This is a genomic window from Neobacillus massiliamazoniensis (genome assembly GCF_001048695.1).
Lineage (GTDB): Bacteria > Bacillota > Bacilli > Bacillales > Cytobacillaceae > Neobacillus > Neobacillus massiliamazoniensis.
The window spans coordinates 116,664-132,733 of the sequence record NZ_CVRB01000004.1 but is presented as its reverse complement, the minus strand read 5'-3'; the positions used below and the strand labels follow the sequence as shown (position 1 = coordinate 132,733).

At 37.7% G+C, this 16,070-nt stretch carries 16 protein-coding genes and 2 tRNA genes; 12 read left to right on the top strand and 6 right to left on the bottom strand.

What is annotated here, in order from left to right; translation table 11 throughout:
• Positions 1 to 9 precede the first annotated feature (9 nt).
• On the top strand, positions 10 to 168 hold the full coding sequence (locus tag BN1082_RS27735) for a hypothetical protein (RefSeq protein ID WP_176699868.1): 159 nt from the start codon (positions 10 to 12) through the stop codon (positions 166 to 168).
• 371 nt (positions 169 to 539) lie between these two features.
• Here the strand turns inward: BN1082_RS27735 and BN1082_RS18415 are convergent, their stop codons facing one another.
• Positions 540 to 1,100 carry a GNAT family N-acetyltransferase gene (locus BN1082_RS18415; protein WP_090636825.1) on the bottom strand — a complete coding sequence of 187 codons (561 nt, stop codon included), beginning with the start codon at positions 1,098 to 1,100 and terminating at the stop codon, positions 540 to 542.
• Between the two features lie 302 nt (positions 1,101 to 1,402).
• Positions 1,403 to 2,530 carry an amidohydrolase gene (locus BN1082_RS18410; protein ID WP_090636823.1) on the bottom strand — a complete coding sequence of 376 codons (1,128 nt, stop codon included), beginning with the start codon at positions 2,528 to 2,530 and terminating at the stop codon, positions 1,403 to 1,405.
• 173 nt (positions 2,531 to 2,703) lie between these two features.
• Here BN1082_RS18410 and BN1082_RS18405 point away from each other — a divergent pair, with 173 nt between their 5' ends.
• From BN1082_RS18405 to dapF, 6 genes are all read left to right on the top strand, one after another.
• The gene (locus BN1082_RS18405) at positions 2,704 to 3,027 is read left to right on the top strand and encodes a DUF4870 domain-containing protein (protein WP_090636821.1); all 324 of its coding nucleotides are present in this window, start codon (positions 2,704 to 2,706) and stop codon (positions 3,025 to 3,027) included.
• A gap of 100 nt (positions 3,028 to 3,127) precedes the next feature.
• Positions 3,128 to 3,319 carry a PLD nuclease N-terminal domain-containing protein gene (locus tag BN1082_RS18400; RefSeq protein WP_090636819.1) on the top strand — a complete coding sequence of 64 codons (192 nt, stop codon included), beginning with the start codon at positions 3,128 to 3,130 and terminating at the stop codon, positions 3,317 to 3,319.
• Complete coding sequence (locus BN1082_RS18395) at positions 3,319 to 4,227, top strand: ABC transporter ATP-binding protein (protein WP_090636817.1); 909 nt, start codon at positions 3,319 to 3,321, stop codon at positions 4,225 to 4,227. The genes BN1082_RS18400 and BN1082_RS18395 overlap by 1 nt, the downstream gene beginning before the upstream one ends.
• Positions 4,224 to 5,003 carry an ABC transporter permease gene (locus tag BN1082_RS18390; RefSeq protein WP_090636815.1) on the top strand — a complete coding sequence of 260 codons (780 nt, stop codon included), beginning with the start codon at positions 4,224 to 4,226 and terminating at the stop codon, positions 5,001 to 5,003. Before BN1082_RS18395 ends, BN1082_RS18390 begins: the two co-directional genes overlap by 4 nt.
• 167 nt (positions 5,004 to 5,170) lie before the next feature.
• Entirely contained in the window at positions 5,171 to 5,950 is a 780-nt protein-coding gene (locus BN1082_RS18385; RefSeq protein ID WP_090636813.1) for a hypothetical protein, read from the top strand.
• Between the two features lie 74 nt (positions 5,951 to 6,024).
• Positions 6,025 to 7,008 (top strand): diaminopimelate epimerase, encoded by a 984-nt coding sequence (dapF, locus tag BN1082_RS18380; RefSeq protein WP_090636811.1) that lies wholly within the window; start codon positions 6,025 to 6,027, stop codon positions 7,006 to 7,008.
• A 480-nt stretch (positions 7,009 to 7,488) separates the two neighbouring features.
• On the opposite strand, the gene BN1082_RS18375 is transcribed toward dapF, so the two are convergent.
• Positions 7,489 to 9,321: a DNA ligase D gene (locus BN1082_RS18375; RefSeq protein WP_090638401.1), complete on the bottom strand. Its 1,833-nt coding sequence runs from the start codon at positions 9,319 to 9,321 to the stop codon at positions 7,489 to 7,491.
• 128 nt (positions 9,322 to 9,449) lie between these two features.
• On the opposite strand from BN1082_RS18375, the gene ku reads away from it, so the two are divergent.
• Positions 9,450 to 10,280 (top strand): non-homologous end joining protein Ku, encoded by an 831-nt coding sequence (gene ku, locus BN1082_RS18370; RefSeq protein ID WP_090636809.1) that lies wholly within the window; start codon positions 9,450 to 9,452, stop codon positions 10,278 to 10,280.
• Between the two features lie 120 nt (positions 10,281 to 10,400).
• Positions 10,401 to 11,360, top strand: coding sequence for a nucleoside hydrolase (locus BN1082_RS18365; protein WP_090636807.1), 960 nt, complete (start codon positions 10,401 to 10,403; stop codon positions 11,358 to 11,360).
• Positions 11,361 to 11,393: 33 nt separating this feature from the next.
• On the opposite strand, the gene BN1082_RS18360 is transcribed toward BN1082_RS18365, so the two are convergent.
• Positions 11,394 to 11,678 carry a DUF6509 family protein gene (locus tag BN1082_RS18360; protein WP_090636805.1) on the bottom strand — a complete coding sequence of 95 codons (285 nt, stop codon included), beginning with the start codon at positions 11,676 to 11,678 and terminating at the stop codon, positions 11,394 to 11,396.
• Between the two features lie 216 nt (positions 11,679 to 11,894).
• On the opposite strand from BN1082_RS18360, the gene BN1082_RS18355 reads away from it, so the two are divergent.
• The 3 genes from BN1082_RS18355 to BN1082_RS18345 are packed head-to-tail and all read left to right on the top strand — an operon-like array spanning position 11,895 to position 15,534.
• Positions 11,895 to 12,560, top strand: a complete 666-nt coding sequence (locus BN1082_RS18355) for a TorD/DmsD family molecular chaperone (protein ID WP_176699867.1) — start codon at positions 11,895 to 11,897, stop codon at positions 12,558 to 12,560.
• The gene (locus BN1082_RS18350) at positions 12,553 to 14,943 is read left to right on the top strand and encodes a DMSO/selenate family reductase complex A subunit (RefSeq protein WP_218055169.1); all 2,391 of its coding nucleotides are present in this window, start codon (positions 12,553 to 12,555) and stop codon (positions 14,941 to 14,943) included. The genes BN1082_RS18355 and BN1082_RS18350 overlap by 8 nt, the downstream gene beginning before the upstream one ends.
• A gap of 12 nt (positions 14,944 to 14,955) precedes the next feature.
• Entirely contained in the window at positions 14,956 to 15,534 is a 579-nt protein-coding gene (locus tag BN1082_RS18345; RefSeq protein WP_090636801.1) for a DMSO/selenate family reductase complex B subunit, read from the top strand.
• Positions 15,535 to 15,822: 288 nt separating this feature from the next.
• Here BN1082_RS18345 and BN1082_RS18340 read toward each other — a convergent pair.
• Both BN1082_RS18340 and BN1082_RS18335 read right to left on the bottom strand, forming a co-directional pair.
• Positions 15,823 to 15,911, bottom strand: a tRNA-Ser gene (locus BN1082_RS18340).
• 7 nt (positions 15,912 to 15,918) lie between these two features.
• A tRNA-Gly gene (locus BN1082_RS18335) sits at positions 15,919 to 15,992 on the bottom strand.
• Positions 15,993 to 16,070: the final 78 nt, after the last annotated feature.

Sequence of the window (16,070 nt, the reverse complement as noted above, 5' to 3'; positions counted from 1 at the left end):
CAAAGAGAAATGAGTTTTAATCTTAATCGAATAAATCCAAATCAAACCCAAGTATTTTTTCATGATGGCCGTTTTGAAACGTTAACAAATGAGGAATTAGAAGAATTTTTGCTCCAAATGGGTCTTAGTGAAGTGGATGAATCAATAGAACAGAACGTAATGGAATAATAATGTTATCCTTTTTAGAAAAGAGCAAGGCGACCGCCTATTGCTGGACAAATCTCGAAATCGAATTTTATACTTTTCTATCTTATAAAAAGGCTGTGTTAAAGGCCATTGTTGATTTTTGAAACTATGTTGATTGGAGCGGAAGGCGAGAGATCCTCGAAAATGCTATCGCATTTCCTTCTTGCGTGGGCGGATTCAAGGATGTAATTCAATGTACTGCGGGAGTATGGGGCAGGGGAGACCCCACAGGCACTTAAGCGCCGAGGAGGCTCCCCGGAACGCCCGCGGATGCTCGCTTCTTGAGCGCAAATCAACAGGCAAGTTTAACAGCCTATAAAAAAAGCAATCGGTCAAAAACCGATTGCCTTCTTTTATGCTTCAAGCAATTGTGACGAATCATCTTGCACGGAGCCATTTCGCATATAGTGAAGGGAATATAAATCTTTCGGAATTTCATATAGATCATATACTTCACCATCTGCATTCAATTGCTCATAGATTGATTCTCTTGTTTCATTGGCCTTAACTACATAAGGGAGCTTCTCAGCAGCTTTTATAGAACGAATGTTCACTTTTCTAATGCGCATAAAAACCGTCTCAATTCCAATTTCATAAAAAAGCTCTTGAAAAAAAGCGTCCTTTGCTGGAACATTGTAGCCTTTACCATGAAATGGCTTCCCAATCCAAGTACCCAAAAATCCTGCCTTATCTTCAATATCATACAAATTGATGGTTCCAATCGGCGAGCCCCATTCATCAAGAATGGTACGTGAAATTACTTCGCCGCGTTCTTCTGCTTCAAGGGTCTGTTTAGTAATAAATAAGAATTCTTCATAGGAATAGGCTTTTTGACGTACAAAAGGGAAGACATCTGGATGCGTCATTAATTCGTATAATTCGTGGCTGTCATGAAGATCACGTTTCTTTAGCATGAATATCCCTCCATTAGGGCAATCCGATTCCATGTCAAAAGAAGCGGCCCACCCTCGAAATTTTTTATATTATTGCTAAAAAATTTCGGGGTGGGAATCGAACCCACTAGAACCAGTTAACTGGTGGCGCACCATTTGCCTTCCCTATATCGTTTTTTTGTAACTAATATGTCCGTTAACCCTCCAGCTTCTCTCTGGTCAAAAATAGTTTATCTGAGAGTATAATACAAAAAAAAAGCTAAAAAAGAAATAGATTTTTGTTGATTTTTTGTAAATTTTTATTCCCAAATTTCAACATCATTCTACAAGTCCGAGTAGACCATTTCGCCACCGATCATTGTCCATTTTGGTTTTGCAACATAATGAAATGGATGGTGACTCCACAATACTAAGTCAGCCTCTTTACCGACTTCAATACTTCCAAGGCGATGATCTAATCTTAAATTTCTTGCAGGGTTAATCGTAATTCCCTCCAATGCCTTTTGTTCAGGGAGACCTTCGCGTACGGCAATAGCTGCGCATATATTTAAATATTGAATCGGTGTATAAGGATGGTCTGTCGTGATAGACACTTCTACTCCATGATTCGACAATTCCTGATAGGTTTTCCACGTCTTATTTTTTAATTCAACCTTCGAGCGTCTAGTCAATGTGGGTCCAACGGAAACCTTCAAATTCAGCCCTTCTAGCTCACTAGCGATTAAATGTCCTTCAGTACAGTGCTCAATTCTTACATCAAGATTAAATTCCTCGGCAAACCGGATTGCTGTAATGATATCGTCAGCACGATGGGCATGGATTCTTACCGGAATTTCCCGTTTTAAAGCCATAACAAGCGGTGCAACTCTTAAATCATCAGGATTATCGCAATGCATGGCTTGGTAAAACGCTTCACGTAGTTTTCCCATTATTCCCATTCTGGTAATCGAATTGGCATTTCCATGACTGTGAAATTTTTTAGGATTTTCTCCTAAAGCCATTTTTAACCCGGCTATTTCTTGGGCTATCATTTTTTTTATGTTTTTTCCTGATGTTTTGATGACAGCTGTAGTTCCACCAATCACATTGGCACTTCCCGGCATGATATGTGCGGTTGTAATGCCACTTTTTACGGCATCCATAAAAGCTGGATCTAATGGATAAACTCCATCAATAGCCCTTACATGCGGCGTTAATGTTTCCGACGTTTCGTTAGCATCATCACCTGCCCAGCCTGTGCCTTCATCATAAAGCCCAAGGTGTGTATGGACATCAATAAATCCTGGGAACAGATATTGTCCGCCGCAGTCGATCATTTTAACATCTGTTTCAGTGGCAATATTTTTTCCTACATTTGTGATTTTTCCGTTTTCTATTAATACCTCCCCATTCTTAAATGGTTTTGCTGTAATTGGGTATACCGTTGCGTTTTTTAAAAGTATTTTTGACATCATAAAACCTTTCTTTTCATTAATAAAATTATTTTGTTTATTTTATCAATTTATCAGGATTTTTATTGAATGTGAATACAGTCGATAAATTTTTTTAATAATATGAAACATATTAATCGGTCCTGCGTATATGGTAGGGTAAATTAAAATATTTTTCATGGGGGTATAAAGATATGGTAAAAAGTGAGGAAAAAACGCTTGCTGCTGCCATCTATGTGTTAAGTTTATTTTTCCCAGTTTTAGGGCCGCTCATCATTTGGTTAATTAAAAAGGATGAATCGTCATTTATCGATTATCACGGAAAAGAATATTTTAATTTTATTATTTCTTATTTTATTTATACTTGTGTTTGCTGGGTCCTGTGTATTATCTTAATAGGCTTTATTGGCTTGGCAATAATCGGAATAATGGTGTTCGTATTTACCATTATCGCTGCAGTTAAAGCTTTTGAAGGAGCCGAATATCGATTTCCGTGGATTTTTAGATTTATTAAATAAATTTAATTCAAATTAGCCCGGCAAAAAATTTGCCGGGTTTTTGAACGTTTTGACCGTTCGAACGTCATATGAATGAAAAAGAAAACAAGGGGGAAATAACATGGGGAATATAAATTTAGCCTTGCTTCTACCTATTGCTGTAATTGAATTGATTTTGTTAGTTGTCGCACTTGTGGATTTAGTTAGGATCGAAGAAACCAATGGTCCGAAATGGCTTTGGACTTTAGTTATTTTATTTATTAGTGTAATTGGTCCAATTCTCTATTTTGTCATGGGAAGGAGAAATAACTGATGTCCCTCATACAGATAAGTAGATTGAAAAAAAGTTTCCAAGGTAATGAAGTGATTAAGGGACTTGATTTTAATCTGGAGAAAGGAAAATGTATTGCTTTGATAGGACCAAATGGTTCTGGTAAAACGACGACATTAAGGATGCTATCAGGCCTTATGGAACCATCAGAAGGTACGATAATCTTTACAGATGCAAAAAAAGGTGAGGATATTCGCGATTTAATCGGATATCTTCCTCAGTTTCCAGTATTCTACGATTGGATGTCAGGCTTAGAATTTTTAACATATGTAGGAAAGCTGGCCGGTTTCAAAACTAAAGAGGCAAAGGAACGATCTTTAGAGCTGTTACGTTTAGTAGGAATCTTAGATGCTAAGAATCGAAGAATTGGGAAATATTCCGGTGGGATGAAGCAAAGATTAGGAATCGCTCAAGCCCTCATTCATCAACCACAGCTCATTATGCTCGATGAACCAGTTTCTGCACTGGACCCGATTGGCAGAAGGGAAGTGCTTGACCTTCTAGAAGGTTTAAAAAAAGAGACAACCATCATTTTTTCAACTCATATTTTAAGTGATGCAGAAGAAGTTTGTGATGAGATTTTATTTCTTCATAACGGTAGTATTGTTGAATCAGGTACAATGGAGGAATTACGTGGGAAATACCAGCAGGCAAAAATCAATTTCTTTTTCAGTGAAAAGGCAGATTTGTTTGCTGCTTCATTCTCTGCTAATAAATTAACTCAGTCAGTACTGACTGAAGGGAAGAGACTTAGTGTTTTTGTAGAAGACGTAAATCTTGCAAGAAGGGACTTTTTAAAAATCATTGCCGATAAAAATATGCCATTAGAAAAATTCGAGATTAGTGGTATGACATTGGAGGATGTGTTTATGAAGGTGGTGGGATTATGAGCCAATGGCTGACATTGTTACAAAAAGAAATGTTAGAAAACTGGCGGAATTTCAAATGGATCTGGGTGCCGATTACGTTTATTTTAATTGGTGTCCAACAGCCAATAACGGATTACTATTTACCACAAATTATTGATTCCTTAGGAGAAATGCCAAAAGGGGCTGTTATAAAAATACCGACACCATCAGCTGGCGAGGTTCTTGTTCAAAGCCTAGGGCAATATACAACCATTGGTGTACTAATCATTGTTCTTTCAACAATGGGTATTATTGCAGCTGAGAGAAAAAGCGGTGTAGCTGCAATGATATTAGTGAAGGCGGTTTCTTATCGTTCCTATTTGATAGCCAAATGGTTCGGTAGTCTTATATTAATGTGGTTCTCGTTTTTTATCGGTTATGCTGCGACATGGTATTATACCGGAATATTATTTAAATGGGTTCCCGCCGGGGATTTTTTTCAATCATTTTTCATATACGGCTTATGGCTGACAGTCATTTTAACGATTACGGTATTTTTTAGTGCTGTTTTATTGTCTCCTGGAATCGCCGGTTTCGTTTCATTGGCCGTAATTATTGTATTAAGTCTTGTTACTAGTTCACTTTCACATTGGCTTGAATGGAGTCCGGCTCAATTAGGTACTTATGCTAGCGAAATTCTCTTATCAAAGGGAATTTCAGACTACCTATTACCAACGAGCCTTTTAGCAGGATTGTTGCTTGTTATTCTACTAGTACTTAGTATCGTTATCTTTAGAAAAAAAGAGCTTGCTACTTAAAGGCAAAAAGTATAAATAGCGAAAAATGAATAAAAGAATATTTAACGAAAAGTGGCTGTTTTGGCCACTTTTTTTATGCCGATCTTTGGCGGAGAATAATCTCCTATCATTTTTTTGAGATATCTCCATAAACTAGTATAAGAGGACTGGACAAGGGAGTTTCTATCATGAAAATAAATGAATATTATCAAGAAACCGCAAATATATGGCTAAATGGCAGTATTGCAGCATTATTTCCTGCAGTTTTCATTATAGGCGGAAATCTATCATTTATACAAAATAAAGAAATCATGCTACTCACCATTCCATTTTTTGTTTACAGTTTTTTCAGTTTTCAAATCTATCTTTTTAAAAAGCGTCAGTCCATTTCTATTGGTAGAAATATTGTCAAATCAAAGCGAGGCTATCATTCAATCTTCGATGCAAGCCACTTGCTTATTATGTATTTAAACATCCAAGCATCAAGGTTAATGCTTTTTTTTCCGGACGGCTTTCAGGCAGGTTTCATAAAAAGATGTCGAAAAAAAGAATTGGGGATATTTTCAAAAGTCTATGCCTTATATAATTCAGATAATCGAATTATTAGTTACTATCGGATTAAGAAGAAGAGACATTTAAAAATAGAGGTATTTAGCATCAACATGGAATATTTGGGTTGCTATGAAAAAAAGAGAATTGACTGGTTAAGGTATAAGAAGGAATTATTAAATGCATCTGGCAGGTTTATTGGCAGTGTCGAGGGATCAAAAATGTTTATGGACGAACAAGTAATCGATAAATCAAAACTTCAAATTGGACGACTAAGGCGAGGCTGGATGCCACTAGAGTGGAGTAGTCGATTTCCCGAAGCCAATACCCCTGTCCTAACTTTTGCAGGAGGGATATCTAAAAAGGACAAGCTGTTAAGAATTTCATTTTTAATTCATGAATTTTTTATTGAAAGGTAACTATTGATTTTATTCATGATTATTATTTGTTAGAATAAATGAAAAAATGGTTATCTTTCATGGGAGGGGCTAAAGTGCAAATTGACTTAATCAAAGGACATGGGTCTGGAAATGATTTTCTAATCATTGATGAAATATCTCATGATTATTCGTTCACGGAAAATCAGCGAGCTGAACTTGCCCGGTTATTATGTAATCGGGAAACGGAGTTAGGGGCGGATGGGATTCTCTTTGTCATGAAAAGTGATCTTGCAGAGGGAAGAATGCGAGTTTTTAACGCTGATGGATCTGAGGCTTCGATGTGTGGAAATGGTCTGCGTCTAGTGGCTAGAACTATTTGTGAAAAATATAAGCTTGAGACAGCTGTTATTGAAACAATGAAAGCAGACTTGAAGGTGGGGAAAAAAGTTGAGCTATCTCCCAATGTTGAGACATATCAAGTGGAAATTTCTCCAGTATTGTTTGAACTTGAAAAATTACCATTAAGAATAAACAAGCCGGAATTGATTAATGAAAAACTCCCGGAATTGTCCGCTGAATTTTTGTTTACAGCACTAGCAGTTCCCAATCCGCATTTAATTTCACTTATTGAGTCGGATATCCTACAAACGGATACTCAGAAGATAATAAGTGAAAAAGTTAATGGTCCTAATGATTTGTTTCCAGACGGGGTGAATGTTAGTTTTGTCAAAGTGATGAACCGGGGGAATATTTATGTAAGGACATTTGAGCGTGGTGTTGGTTTTACTAATGCATGTGGAACAGCAATGTCTGCATCCTCGCTTGTAACTTGTTTAAATGGTTTCAATGATTTTGAAAAAATAATTCAAGTATATAATAATGGCGGCATGGTTCAATGTGTTGTTCATGAATCTGCTGGGGTTTATACAATGGACCTAATTGGTAATGCTACTTACCTTTATGAAGCCCAAGTAAAAGTAAATCTTAAGAATGGATCGTTCACATTGCTAGCTAAAAAGGATTTCCAGGAGCAACCTGCCTATGAAAAGCTTCAAGAAAAATCTAAAGAATATTTAACCGATGCATTACAAGTATAAGGGAAACATTTCAAATATAGTGCTCTGATTAGAAGATTTTTTCTAGTATAGAGCACTTTTTTTATATTAGTGCCCGAGAGAGGAAGTTTTAGGAGATTAGGGGGCACTATTTTGAAAATCAGTGCCCGGGAGAGACAGTTTTAGGAGATTAGGGGCACTATTATGAAAATTAGTGCCCGAGAGAGGAAGTATTAGAAGATTAGGGGCACTATTTTGAAAATTAGTGCCCGGGAGAGACAGTATTAGGAGATTAGGGGCACTATTTTAATAATTAGTGCCCGAGAGAGGCCGTTTCACGAGATTAGGGGCACTATTATGAAAATCAGTGCCCGGGAGAGACAGTATTAGGAGATTAGGGGCACTATTATGAAAATTAGTGCCCGAGAGAGGAAGTTTTAGAAGATTAGAGGCACTATTTTGAAAATTAGTGCCCGAAAGAGGCTGTTTTAACAAATTCGGAGCACTATTTTCCACCCAACGTCATTTTTTTTGTTTTAAAAATTCAAGGACAGGTGCAAAGGGTTGGATTTCTTTTGTTTGAAAGTAATTCTTAAAAGGATCACCTTGACTTTTAACTCTGGTCAAGACAGTTTGCATTGTGAAAAATTCAGGTCGTAGCTTTTCATCAACTTCTTTCCAAAACAGTGGTGTAGCAACTCCGGCGTAATCATTTCCCCTTAATGAATAAGGGGCAACAATGGTTTTTCCTTCTCCGTGCTGAATATAGTCAACATACAGCCTGTTTCCTCGATTCTTTTTCATTCTTTCTATGGTAAACGAATCAGGATCACGTGTGATAAGGTATTCAGCAATAAAACTTGTAAAAAGCCTTGTATCATCATATGTATATACATTTTCAGGAAGTGGTAGATAAATCTGCAAGCCTTTGTTTCCGGATGTTTTAATGAAGCCGATTAAATGTAATTGATCGAGCACTTCTTTTATTAGTAAGGCTGCTTTGACGGCTAAATGGAAATTTTCTATAGACGGGGGGTCCAAGTCGAAGACAATTTCACTAGGTCCTTTGCTGTTAATGGTCTGGAATGGAATATGAAATTCAATGGCCAATTGATTGCCAAGCCAAATGAGTGTTTTAAGATTATTACATAATATATAATCGATTTCTTCACTCTTAAACGTTTGAACAAATGAAGGGGCATAGTCGGGACAATTTTTTTGATAAAAGGGCTCACCAAACATTCCATGCGGGAAACGGATGACAGTTAATAAGCGATTTGTTAAAAATGGGAGCATATATGGTGATAATTCCCTCAAATATAGGATATAATCTGCCTTTTGAATATCGTGATTTTTCCAGAGCTGTTTATCAGGGTGCGTTATTTCTAAGTCTGGTGGCAGATTTTTTTGCTGAAACATAAAACGTTCAAATGTACATTCAATCGGTTCTAAATCAAATCGAAACCGGTCAAAATGCGGTTCACGTAGCTGCTCATCATACAGTTCTAAATACTTTACTTCTAGGCAAATTGCCGGATTCACATAGATGAATTGAGCATCTTCACTGACCTTGTTTTGTTTCAAAGTTTGCTGCAATGCCTGTTTCTCGTCAGGTTTAAACCCGAAAAGCACCTGTCCAATTCCCTGAATCTTATTTCCATTATAGACCCCCACAAAAAAGTACCCATTGGTTTTATCATAAGAGGTAACAAAGCAGCTAACAAATTTCCAATTCTTATATTTAAGCCATTGCTCCGACCTTTTCCCTTCCTGCCACAGACTGTTTTTCTGCTTGGCAACAATACCTTCACCATCAGATAAAACAATCTGTTCCCACAGTTCATCAAATTTTTCATATGTCTTAACTAACTGCAGTAAATCTTGATTATACGGACTAGCTTCCATCATAAAACCAAGCTGTTGAAATAGTTTTATCAATTCTTGTTTCCTTTCTTGAAAGGTCATTCCTATTAACGACTTCCCTTTTAGCATCAACACGTCAAAAACCATGAGGCGGCATGGAAAATGCGAAGCCTGTTCACTTATTTTTTTCTCCGCTTTTAACCGGCCGCGAACCTGAATAGCAGCAAAGTCGGCCTTATATGGATTATTAAGGGAGACGAGCTCGCCATCAAGCAGCAAAGGTAAAAAAGGTTTAAACTGTTTTTCGTGATTTATTAAGAATTGTTTAATCTCAGGGAATTGCGGCATAAGGGTTTTGCCGTTTCTGCTCGTTAATTCAATTCCTTTTTTATCCCATCCTAAAATGGCGCGAAAGCCATCATATTTAACCTCGTACAGCCAATCGGCTTTTAAAGGTGGGGCGAAGGTAAGTGTTGGCAGCATTGGTTTCATTTCTATAAATGTCCTTTCTTTTTTTTTATTTTGCAACATTGTCTATCGGTTCATCCTTTTCCAGATGTTTTTACGAATTTCATTTGCAAGCATACAAAAACTAAAAGAAAAGGAATGGAGAAATTTCTATGCATACGATGTGGAAGGGTAGTATTAGCTTTGGGCTTGTTAACATTCCGATCAAGCTGCATGCCGCAACTGAGGATAAGGATATTAAGCTTCGGACTCTGCATAATAAATGTCATGCTCCGATTAAATATGAAAAGATATGTACTGTTTGCGAGGAAGAAGTGAAGCCGGAGGATATTGTGAAGGCATATGAATACACAAAAGGAAAATTCGTTGTTTTGGACAATGAAGACCTTGAAGCATTAAAAAAAGAAAATGAAGAAAAAGCTGTCGAAATTATTGATTTTGTGAAAATGGAACAAATCGACCCGATATATTTTGACAAAAGCTATTACATGTCGCCTCATGAGGGTGGAGGTAAGGCCTATTCTTTGTTGCGTAAAGCATTACAGGAAACGCAAAAGGTGGGACTGGCGAAAATAGTGATCCGTTCAAAAGAACAACTCGCTGTTATTCGTGTGTATGAAAATACCTTGGTTATGGAAACCATTCACTACCCAGATGAAGTTCGCAATGCAACTGATGTTCCCAATGTTCCTTCTGAAGATAAGGTGACAAAAAAGGAATTAGATACAGCGATTTTGCTTATTGACCAATTGACTACTGAATTTGAACCTGAAAAGTATACTGATGAATATCGCACCGCATTATTAGAGTTAATTGAATCGAAACGAACAGGAAAAGAAACTGTTACACCTTCCGAGAAAGAGGCAGTTTCTAATGTCACTGATTTAATGGCAGCATTACAGGCATCAATTGACCGAACAAAACCAAAGAAAACTACAGGTACAAGAAAGAAAACAACTGCAAAAGTAAAAAAAGAAGCATAGAAACAAATAATTGGGGATGTCCTAAATGGTCTGACACTATAGGGAGATCCTCGTTATATTTGTTCTGTTTTCATCATATTAATAATAAGTCTTAAAAATTTTTCGCCTAGGGAGATTTCTATGGCTTATCAAGTGCTGATGATTACAGATCCTGGAATTGATGATTCCTTTGCCATTATGTATGCTTTACTGAACCCTCAAATAAATCTTATTGGCATCGTTAGTGGTTATGGGAGTACTCCAAAAAAGTATTCAATTAGAAATACAGCCTATTTGCTGAACTTAGCAGGCAGGGGGGATATTCCAATCATTGCAGGTGCTGCAGGCCCCCTGTCTGGAGAACCGATATATTATCCTGAATTTCATGGAAAAGAAGGAATGGGACTGATTAAACTACCGGAAACCATCGAGAATGTACGGGTATTTGATTTTAATAAAGTCCTTGATCTTGTTAATCAATATAAAGGAAATCTTGTAATCGTCTCTGTTGGCAGACTAACCGATTTGGCTTTAATGTTTATTTTGTATGGAAATGATGTTTTAAAGGATGTAGCTGCTTTTTATATTATGGGTGGTGCTTTTCTGGTCCCTGGAAACGTCACTGCTGAGGCAGAAGCAAATTTTTATGTCGACCCTATTGCAGCTAACTCGGTTATGGAAAAAGCACACAATATTTATTTGCATCCATTAAACATAACGAACAGGGCCATCATTACACCTGAAATAATAAATTTTCTGGAGGAAAACAGCAAAACACCATTTAGACCGCTAATAAAACCTACATTTGATTATTATTATCGCGCTTATCAAAAAGTTACTCCCGGAATTCAAGGTGCACCTATGCATGATGTGGTTCCTCTAATGGCATTAACCCATCCGGGATTCGTTAAATATATTCCACGAAGGGTAAGGGTAGAGAAATTTGGTACTGCAAGAGGTAAAAGCTTTGCCGATTTCCGGCCAAAGCCTGATATTGAGCCTCCGGAAACATTGGATTATATCGGTTGGGAAATGGATATTCAAAAATTTACCATTAATTTTATAGAAATGTTTATCCAAAAAACATCTAATATTTCATAACAAAAAGCAGGAAACGAAATTTCCTGCTTTTTGTTATTCGATAATATTTTCTCTACAATAATTAACTACCAGATCCTCTTCGTCCTCTTCAAGGGCAAAATCAAGAACCGTATCAGTGTCTAGTTCGAAAAAATGGTAGTTTTTAATTTTTTGTCCATTTTCATCGCTGACGAATAAGATCCTTAATCCAACTCCTTTATCAGAATAAAGCTCATCGTCCTCATCAATTTCGAGTTCAAGAAAAAACTCATATCGGTCACCGGAAAGCAGTCCAAATGGATCTTCGAGTTTTTCAACTGTATGTCCTTTTATGTTCATGGGAAATCATCCTTTTCTATGTATAATCCTTCTTATTATACACATATTTTTCTGGTGGTTAACATTAATTTGAATTTAATGTGAAATGATGAACAAAGTACATTCCTATTATAGGAATGTGCTGTAAAATTGAAATGGGAATACCATCAATTTATGGAAGTAAGTAAAAAATCTATCTTATTATGTGAAATGTTTCACAAAAAGGGAGGGGAAATTTTGACTGCATCTAAAGAACTGCTACATCAGCAATACCATTCATTTTTATTATCGAGGAAGAAATTCTATCATGTTCTGCATCTTTTATTTTTGGAACCAAACAGCGATATTTTGTTTCAAATACGCGACTCTTGCAATCCGCACGAATTACAAGAGATACATGAAGGAGGTAAAATTCTCAGTGGCTTTTTTAAAGATTTATCAAAAGAACAAATTTCCAAAGAACAGGAGGAGTACCAGCGACTTTTTGTTGGTCCAGGACCACTTGGTGCGCCGCTCTGGGAATCGTATTACAGAAGCAAGGAAAAGCTTCTTTTTGAAAAATGGACTTATCAAATCAGGGAATATTACCATCGCTTTGGCCTTCAATCAATGAAAGAAAATAATGAACCGGATGACCATTTATTATTAGAGTTAGAATTCATGGTCTATCTAAGTGATTTATTTTTAGAAGAGAACAGTAATGAAAAGATGATTGAATTAATTACAACACAAATCACCTTTATTGAAAATCATCTATTAAAGTGGATTCCTTCTTTTTGCAATCGGATCATTCAAAATACAAATAGTCAATTATTTTTGGGTGCAGCTATGCTACTTTATGATTTTTTAGAATTTGATTTGCAATCACTTCGTGAATTGAAAGGGGAATTAGCGCATGCCTGAAAATGGTTTTAAAAATTTTTTAACAAATAAAATGCAGCGCCGGACATTTTTAAAATGGTCGGGAGCAATCAGTATTCCTGTTATTGCGGGAGGAATCGGCACCAAAATGCTCATTGACCGCCAAGAAGACAAAAAAAAGGCAAAAGCAGAATCTCCTGAAAAAATGATTTCAACCTGCAGTATCAATAATTGTGGTGGCCGTTGTGTCATTAAGGCACATGTAAAGGATGGATTGGTGGTAAGGGTAAGTACCGATACCCGAGAGAGTGGAGATATATCGAGACCTCCGCTCCGGGCATGTATAAGGGGACGGAACTATCGAAGCTTGCTTTATCATCCAGACCGCCTTAAATATCCAATGAAACGAGTGGGCAAACGTGGAGAAGGAAAGTTCAAAAGAATTCCATGGGATGAGGCCATTGACATAATAGCTTCTGAAGTAAAACGAATTGGAGATACCTACGGTCCAGAATCAAGATATGTCAACTATGCATCAGGACAATCCTGGGGCATACATGGAGGAAAGGCGGCAGTTAGGAAATTATTATCTCTTACTGGGGGATTTTTAAACTATCACAACGACTATAGCTCCGGTGCAGGAAATGTGGCGACACCTTATACATACGGGACGAATAATTCAGGTAGCAGCTTTGATTCACTTCTTCATTCAAAGTACATCATTTTATGGGGGCAAAACCCTTCAGAAATGATTTTTTCGACACCGTACCGTGAATATTTAATGCAGGCTAAGAAGAATGGAGCAAAAATCACCGTAATCGATCCGCGGTATACAGATACAGCGATTGCATTTGCAGATGAATGGATTCCGATCCTGCCTACAACCGATAACGCACTTATGGATGCAATGGGATATGTAATGATCACTGAAAAACTTCATGATCAAGCATTCCTCGATAAATACTGTGTAGGATTTGACGGTGACCATATGCCTGAGGGGATTCCTAAGGAAGAATCACTGAAGAGCTACCTTCTTGGGGAAAAGGACGGTACCCCTAAAACTCCTGAATGGGCGGAAAAAATTTGCCGTGTTTCAGCAGAAAAAATTCGAGAAATTGCTAGAGCCTACGCAACGATAAAACCAGCAGCCCTTATTCAAGGTTGGGGACCTCAGCGTCATGCTTACGGGGAACAAGTGATGCGCGGGGGAGCACAGCTCGCCTGCCTAACTGGAAACGTAGGAAAATTGGGGGGATGGGCAGCAGGAACAGGCTATTGGAGCCGATCAAATATTGTCTTTCCATTTTCGTATGATAATCCGGTCAAGGCGTCCATTCCATGCTTTCTTTGGACGAAGGCTGTCGAAAAAGGAAGCGAAATGTCAGGGGCCGATGGATTACAAGGAGCAGATAAATTAAACAGCAATATTAAGTTAATTTTTAATATGGCGGGAAATATGCTAATTAACCAGCATTCTGATATCAATAAAACCCGGCAATTGCTTGAGGACGAAAGAAAGGTTGAATTTATTGTCGTCAGTGACCTATTTATGACGTCTAGTGCGAAGTATGCAGACATTTTACTTCCAGGAACCACCTTCTTTGAGCGCTATGATATTGGTGTTCCTTGGTGTTTTGGTGATTATGTCGTTTTTGGAGAAAAAGTCATTGACCCGTTATATGAATGTCGTAATGAATATGATGTATTTTCTGAGGTAGCCGCCAAACTCGGAGTAAAAGAAAAATACACAGAGGGAAGAACGATTCTTGATTTGGTTAAGGAAAGTGTGAACAGGACTAAAAAGGAGTTGAATCCAAACTTTCCAACCTTTGATGAGTTTAGTAAGATAGGAGCCTACCATTTTAAATATGATGAGCCACTTGTCGGATTTAAAGAGCAAATTGATCATCCAGAAAAACATTCTTTTGAAACCCCTTCAGGGAAAATTGAACTATTCTCTAAACAGTTATGGGATATGAAACAGCCAAATGAAATTCCAGCGATAGCCAAGTATATCCCTGCGTGGGAGGGACCTTCTGATCCATTGACAGAAAAATATCCGCTTCAGCTAATAGGCTGGCATTATAAGCGAAGATGCCATTCAACTTACGATAATCAACCATGGCTCGAGGAAGCAGCAAAGCAGGAAATGTGGATAAATCCAACAGATGCGAAGCAGCGTGGAATTGAAAATGGTGACCGTGTTCAAGTATTGAATGACCGTGGTTCTTTGGTTATCGATGTAAAGGTAACTCCAAGGATTACCCCGGGAGTTGTCGGCATTCCTCAAGGTGCCTGGTATACACCCGATAAGGATGGTTTGGATCAAAGGGGCTCACTTAATGTACTGACTTCCCAGCGTCCTACTCCGCTAGCAAAAGCTAATCCACAACAGACCAACCTTGTTGAAGTAAAAAAAATGTAGGGAGGACTAAACTTGGCACAGTTGGGATTTTATATTAATCAAAGCCTATGTACTGGCTGTAAGGCCTGCAGTGTATCTTGTAAAGATAAGAATAATCTTGAGGTTGGAGTGAATTTCAGAAGGGTGTATTCCTTTGAGGAAGGGTCTTATATAATGAGCCCAAATGGTGGATTAGTCACGAACATGAAAGCTTTCTACTTCACGATTGCTTGTAATCATTGTTCAAATCCGAAATGCGTTTCAAGCTGTCCTACAGGAGCCATTTTAAAAGATAGAGAAAATGGTGTTGTAACAATTGATCAGGATGTATGTGCAGGGGCGCAGTTATGTGTCAAGGCCTGTCCTTATGGAGCCCCACAGTATAATAAAAAGATTTTTAAGTCAAATAAATGCAATCTTTGTATTGACTTACAAGAAAAGGGTGAAGATCCAGTTTGTGTTTCAACCTGTCCAATGAGAGCGATTGAATTTGGTCCTATAGAAGAACTACGAAAAAAATATGGGACCATCACTCAAATAAAAGGAATGCCAAGTGCTTCAATCACTCATCCTAACATCGTTATTACACCACATAAGGATGCGATCCTATAAGAAAAGCGGAAGCGCCTTCGGAACAAGCATAGCTTGTTCCTGCGAAGATTATTCAAGGAAGATTTCCTCAATGCTCAGGGGCGACAGGCATAAGACGAGCCGACAAGAAGGTTGGTTTTTAACCTTCATGTCGGATTGGCTTATGACCCCGAGCCCCTAGGCGCTGAAGCTAGACAATTCTCGAAGTCAAATTCTATACTTTCTTAATCTATAAGAGAAAAAACGCCAACGATGGCGTTTTTTTGTATAATTAGAATTTAATTTCAATGGACTATGAGAAAAAAATGACGGAGAAGGTGAGATTCGAACTCACGCAACGGTTGCCCGTCCTAACGCATTTCGAGTGCGCCCCCTTATAACCACTTGGGTACTCCTCCATTTAAATGGAGCGGGTGAGGGGAATCGAACCCCCGCCGTCAGCTTGGGAAGCTGAAATTCTACCATTAAACCACACCCGCGTCAGCATTAAACATTATAACACATTTTCTCGTTTTTTCAACAAATATATGATTTTAGAAATCATAAAATGAATTTGA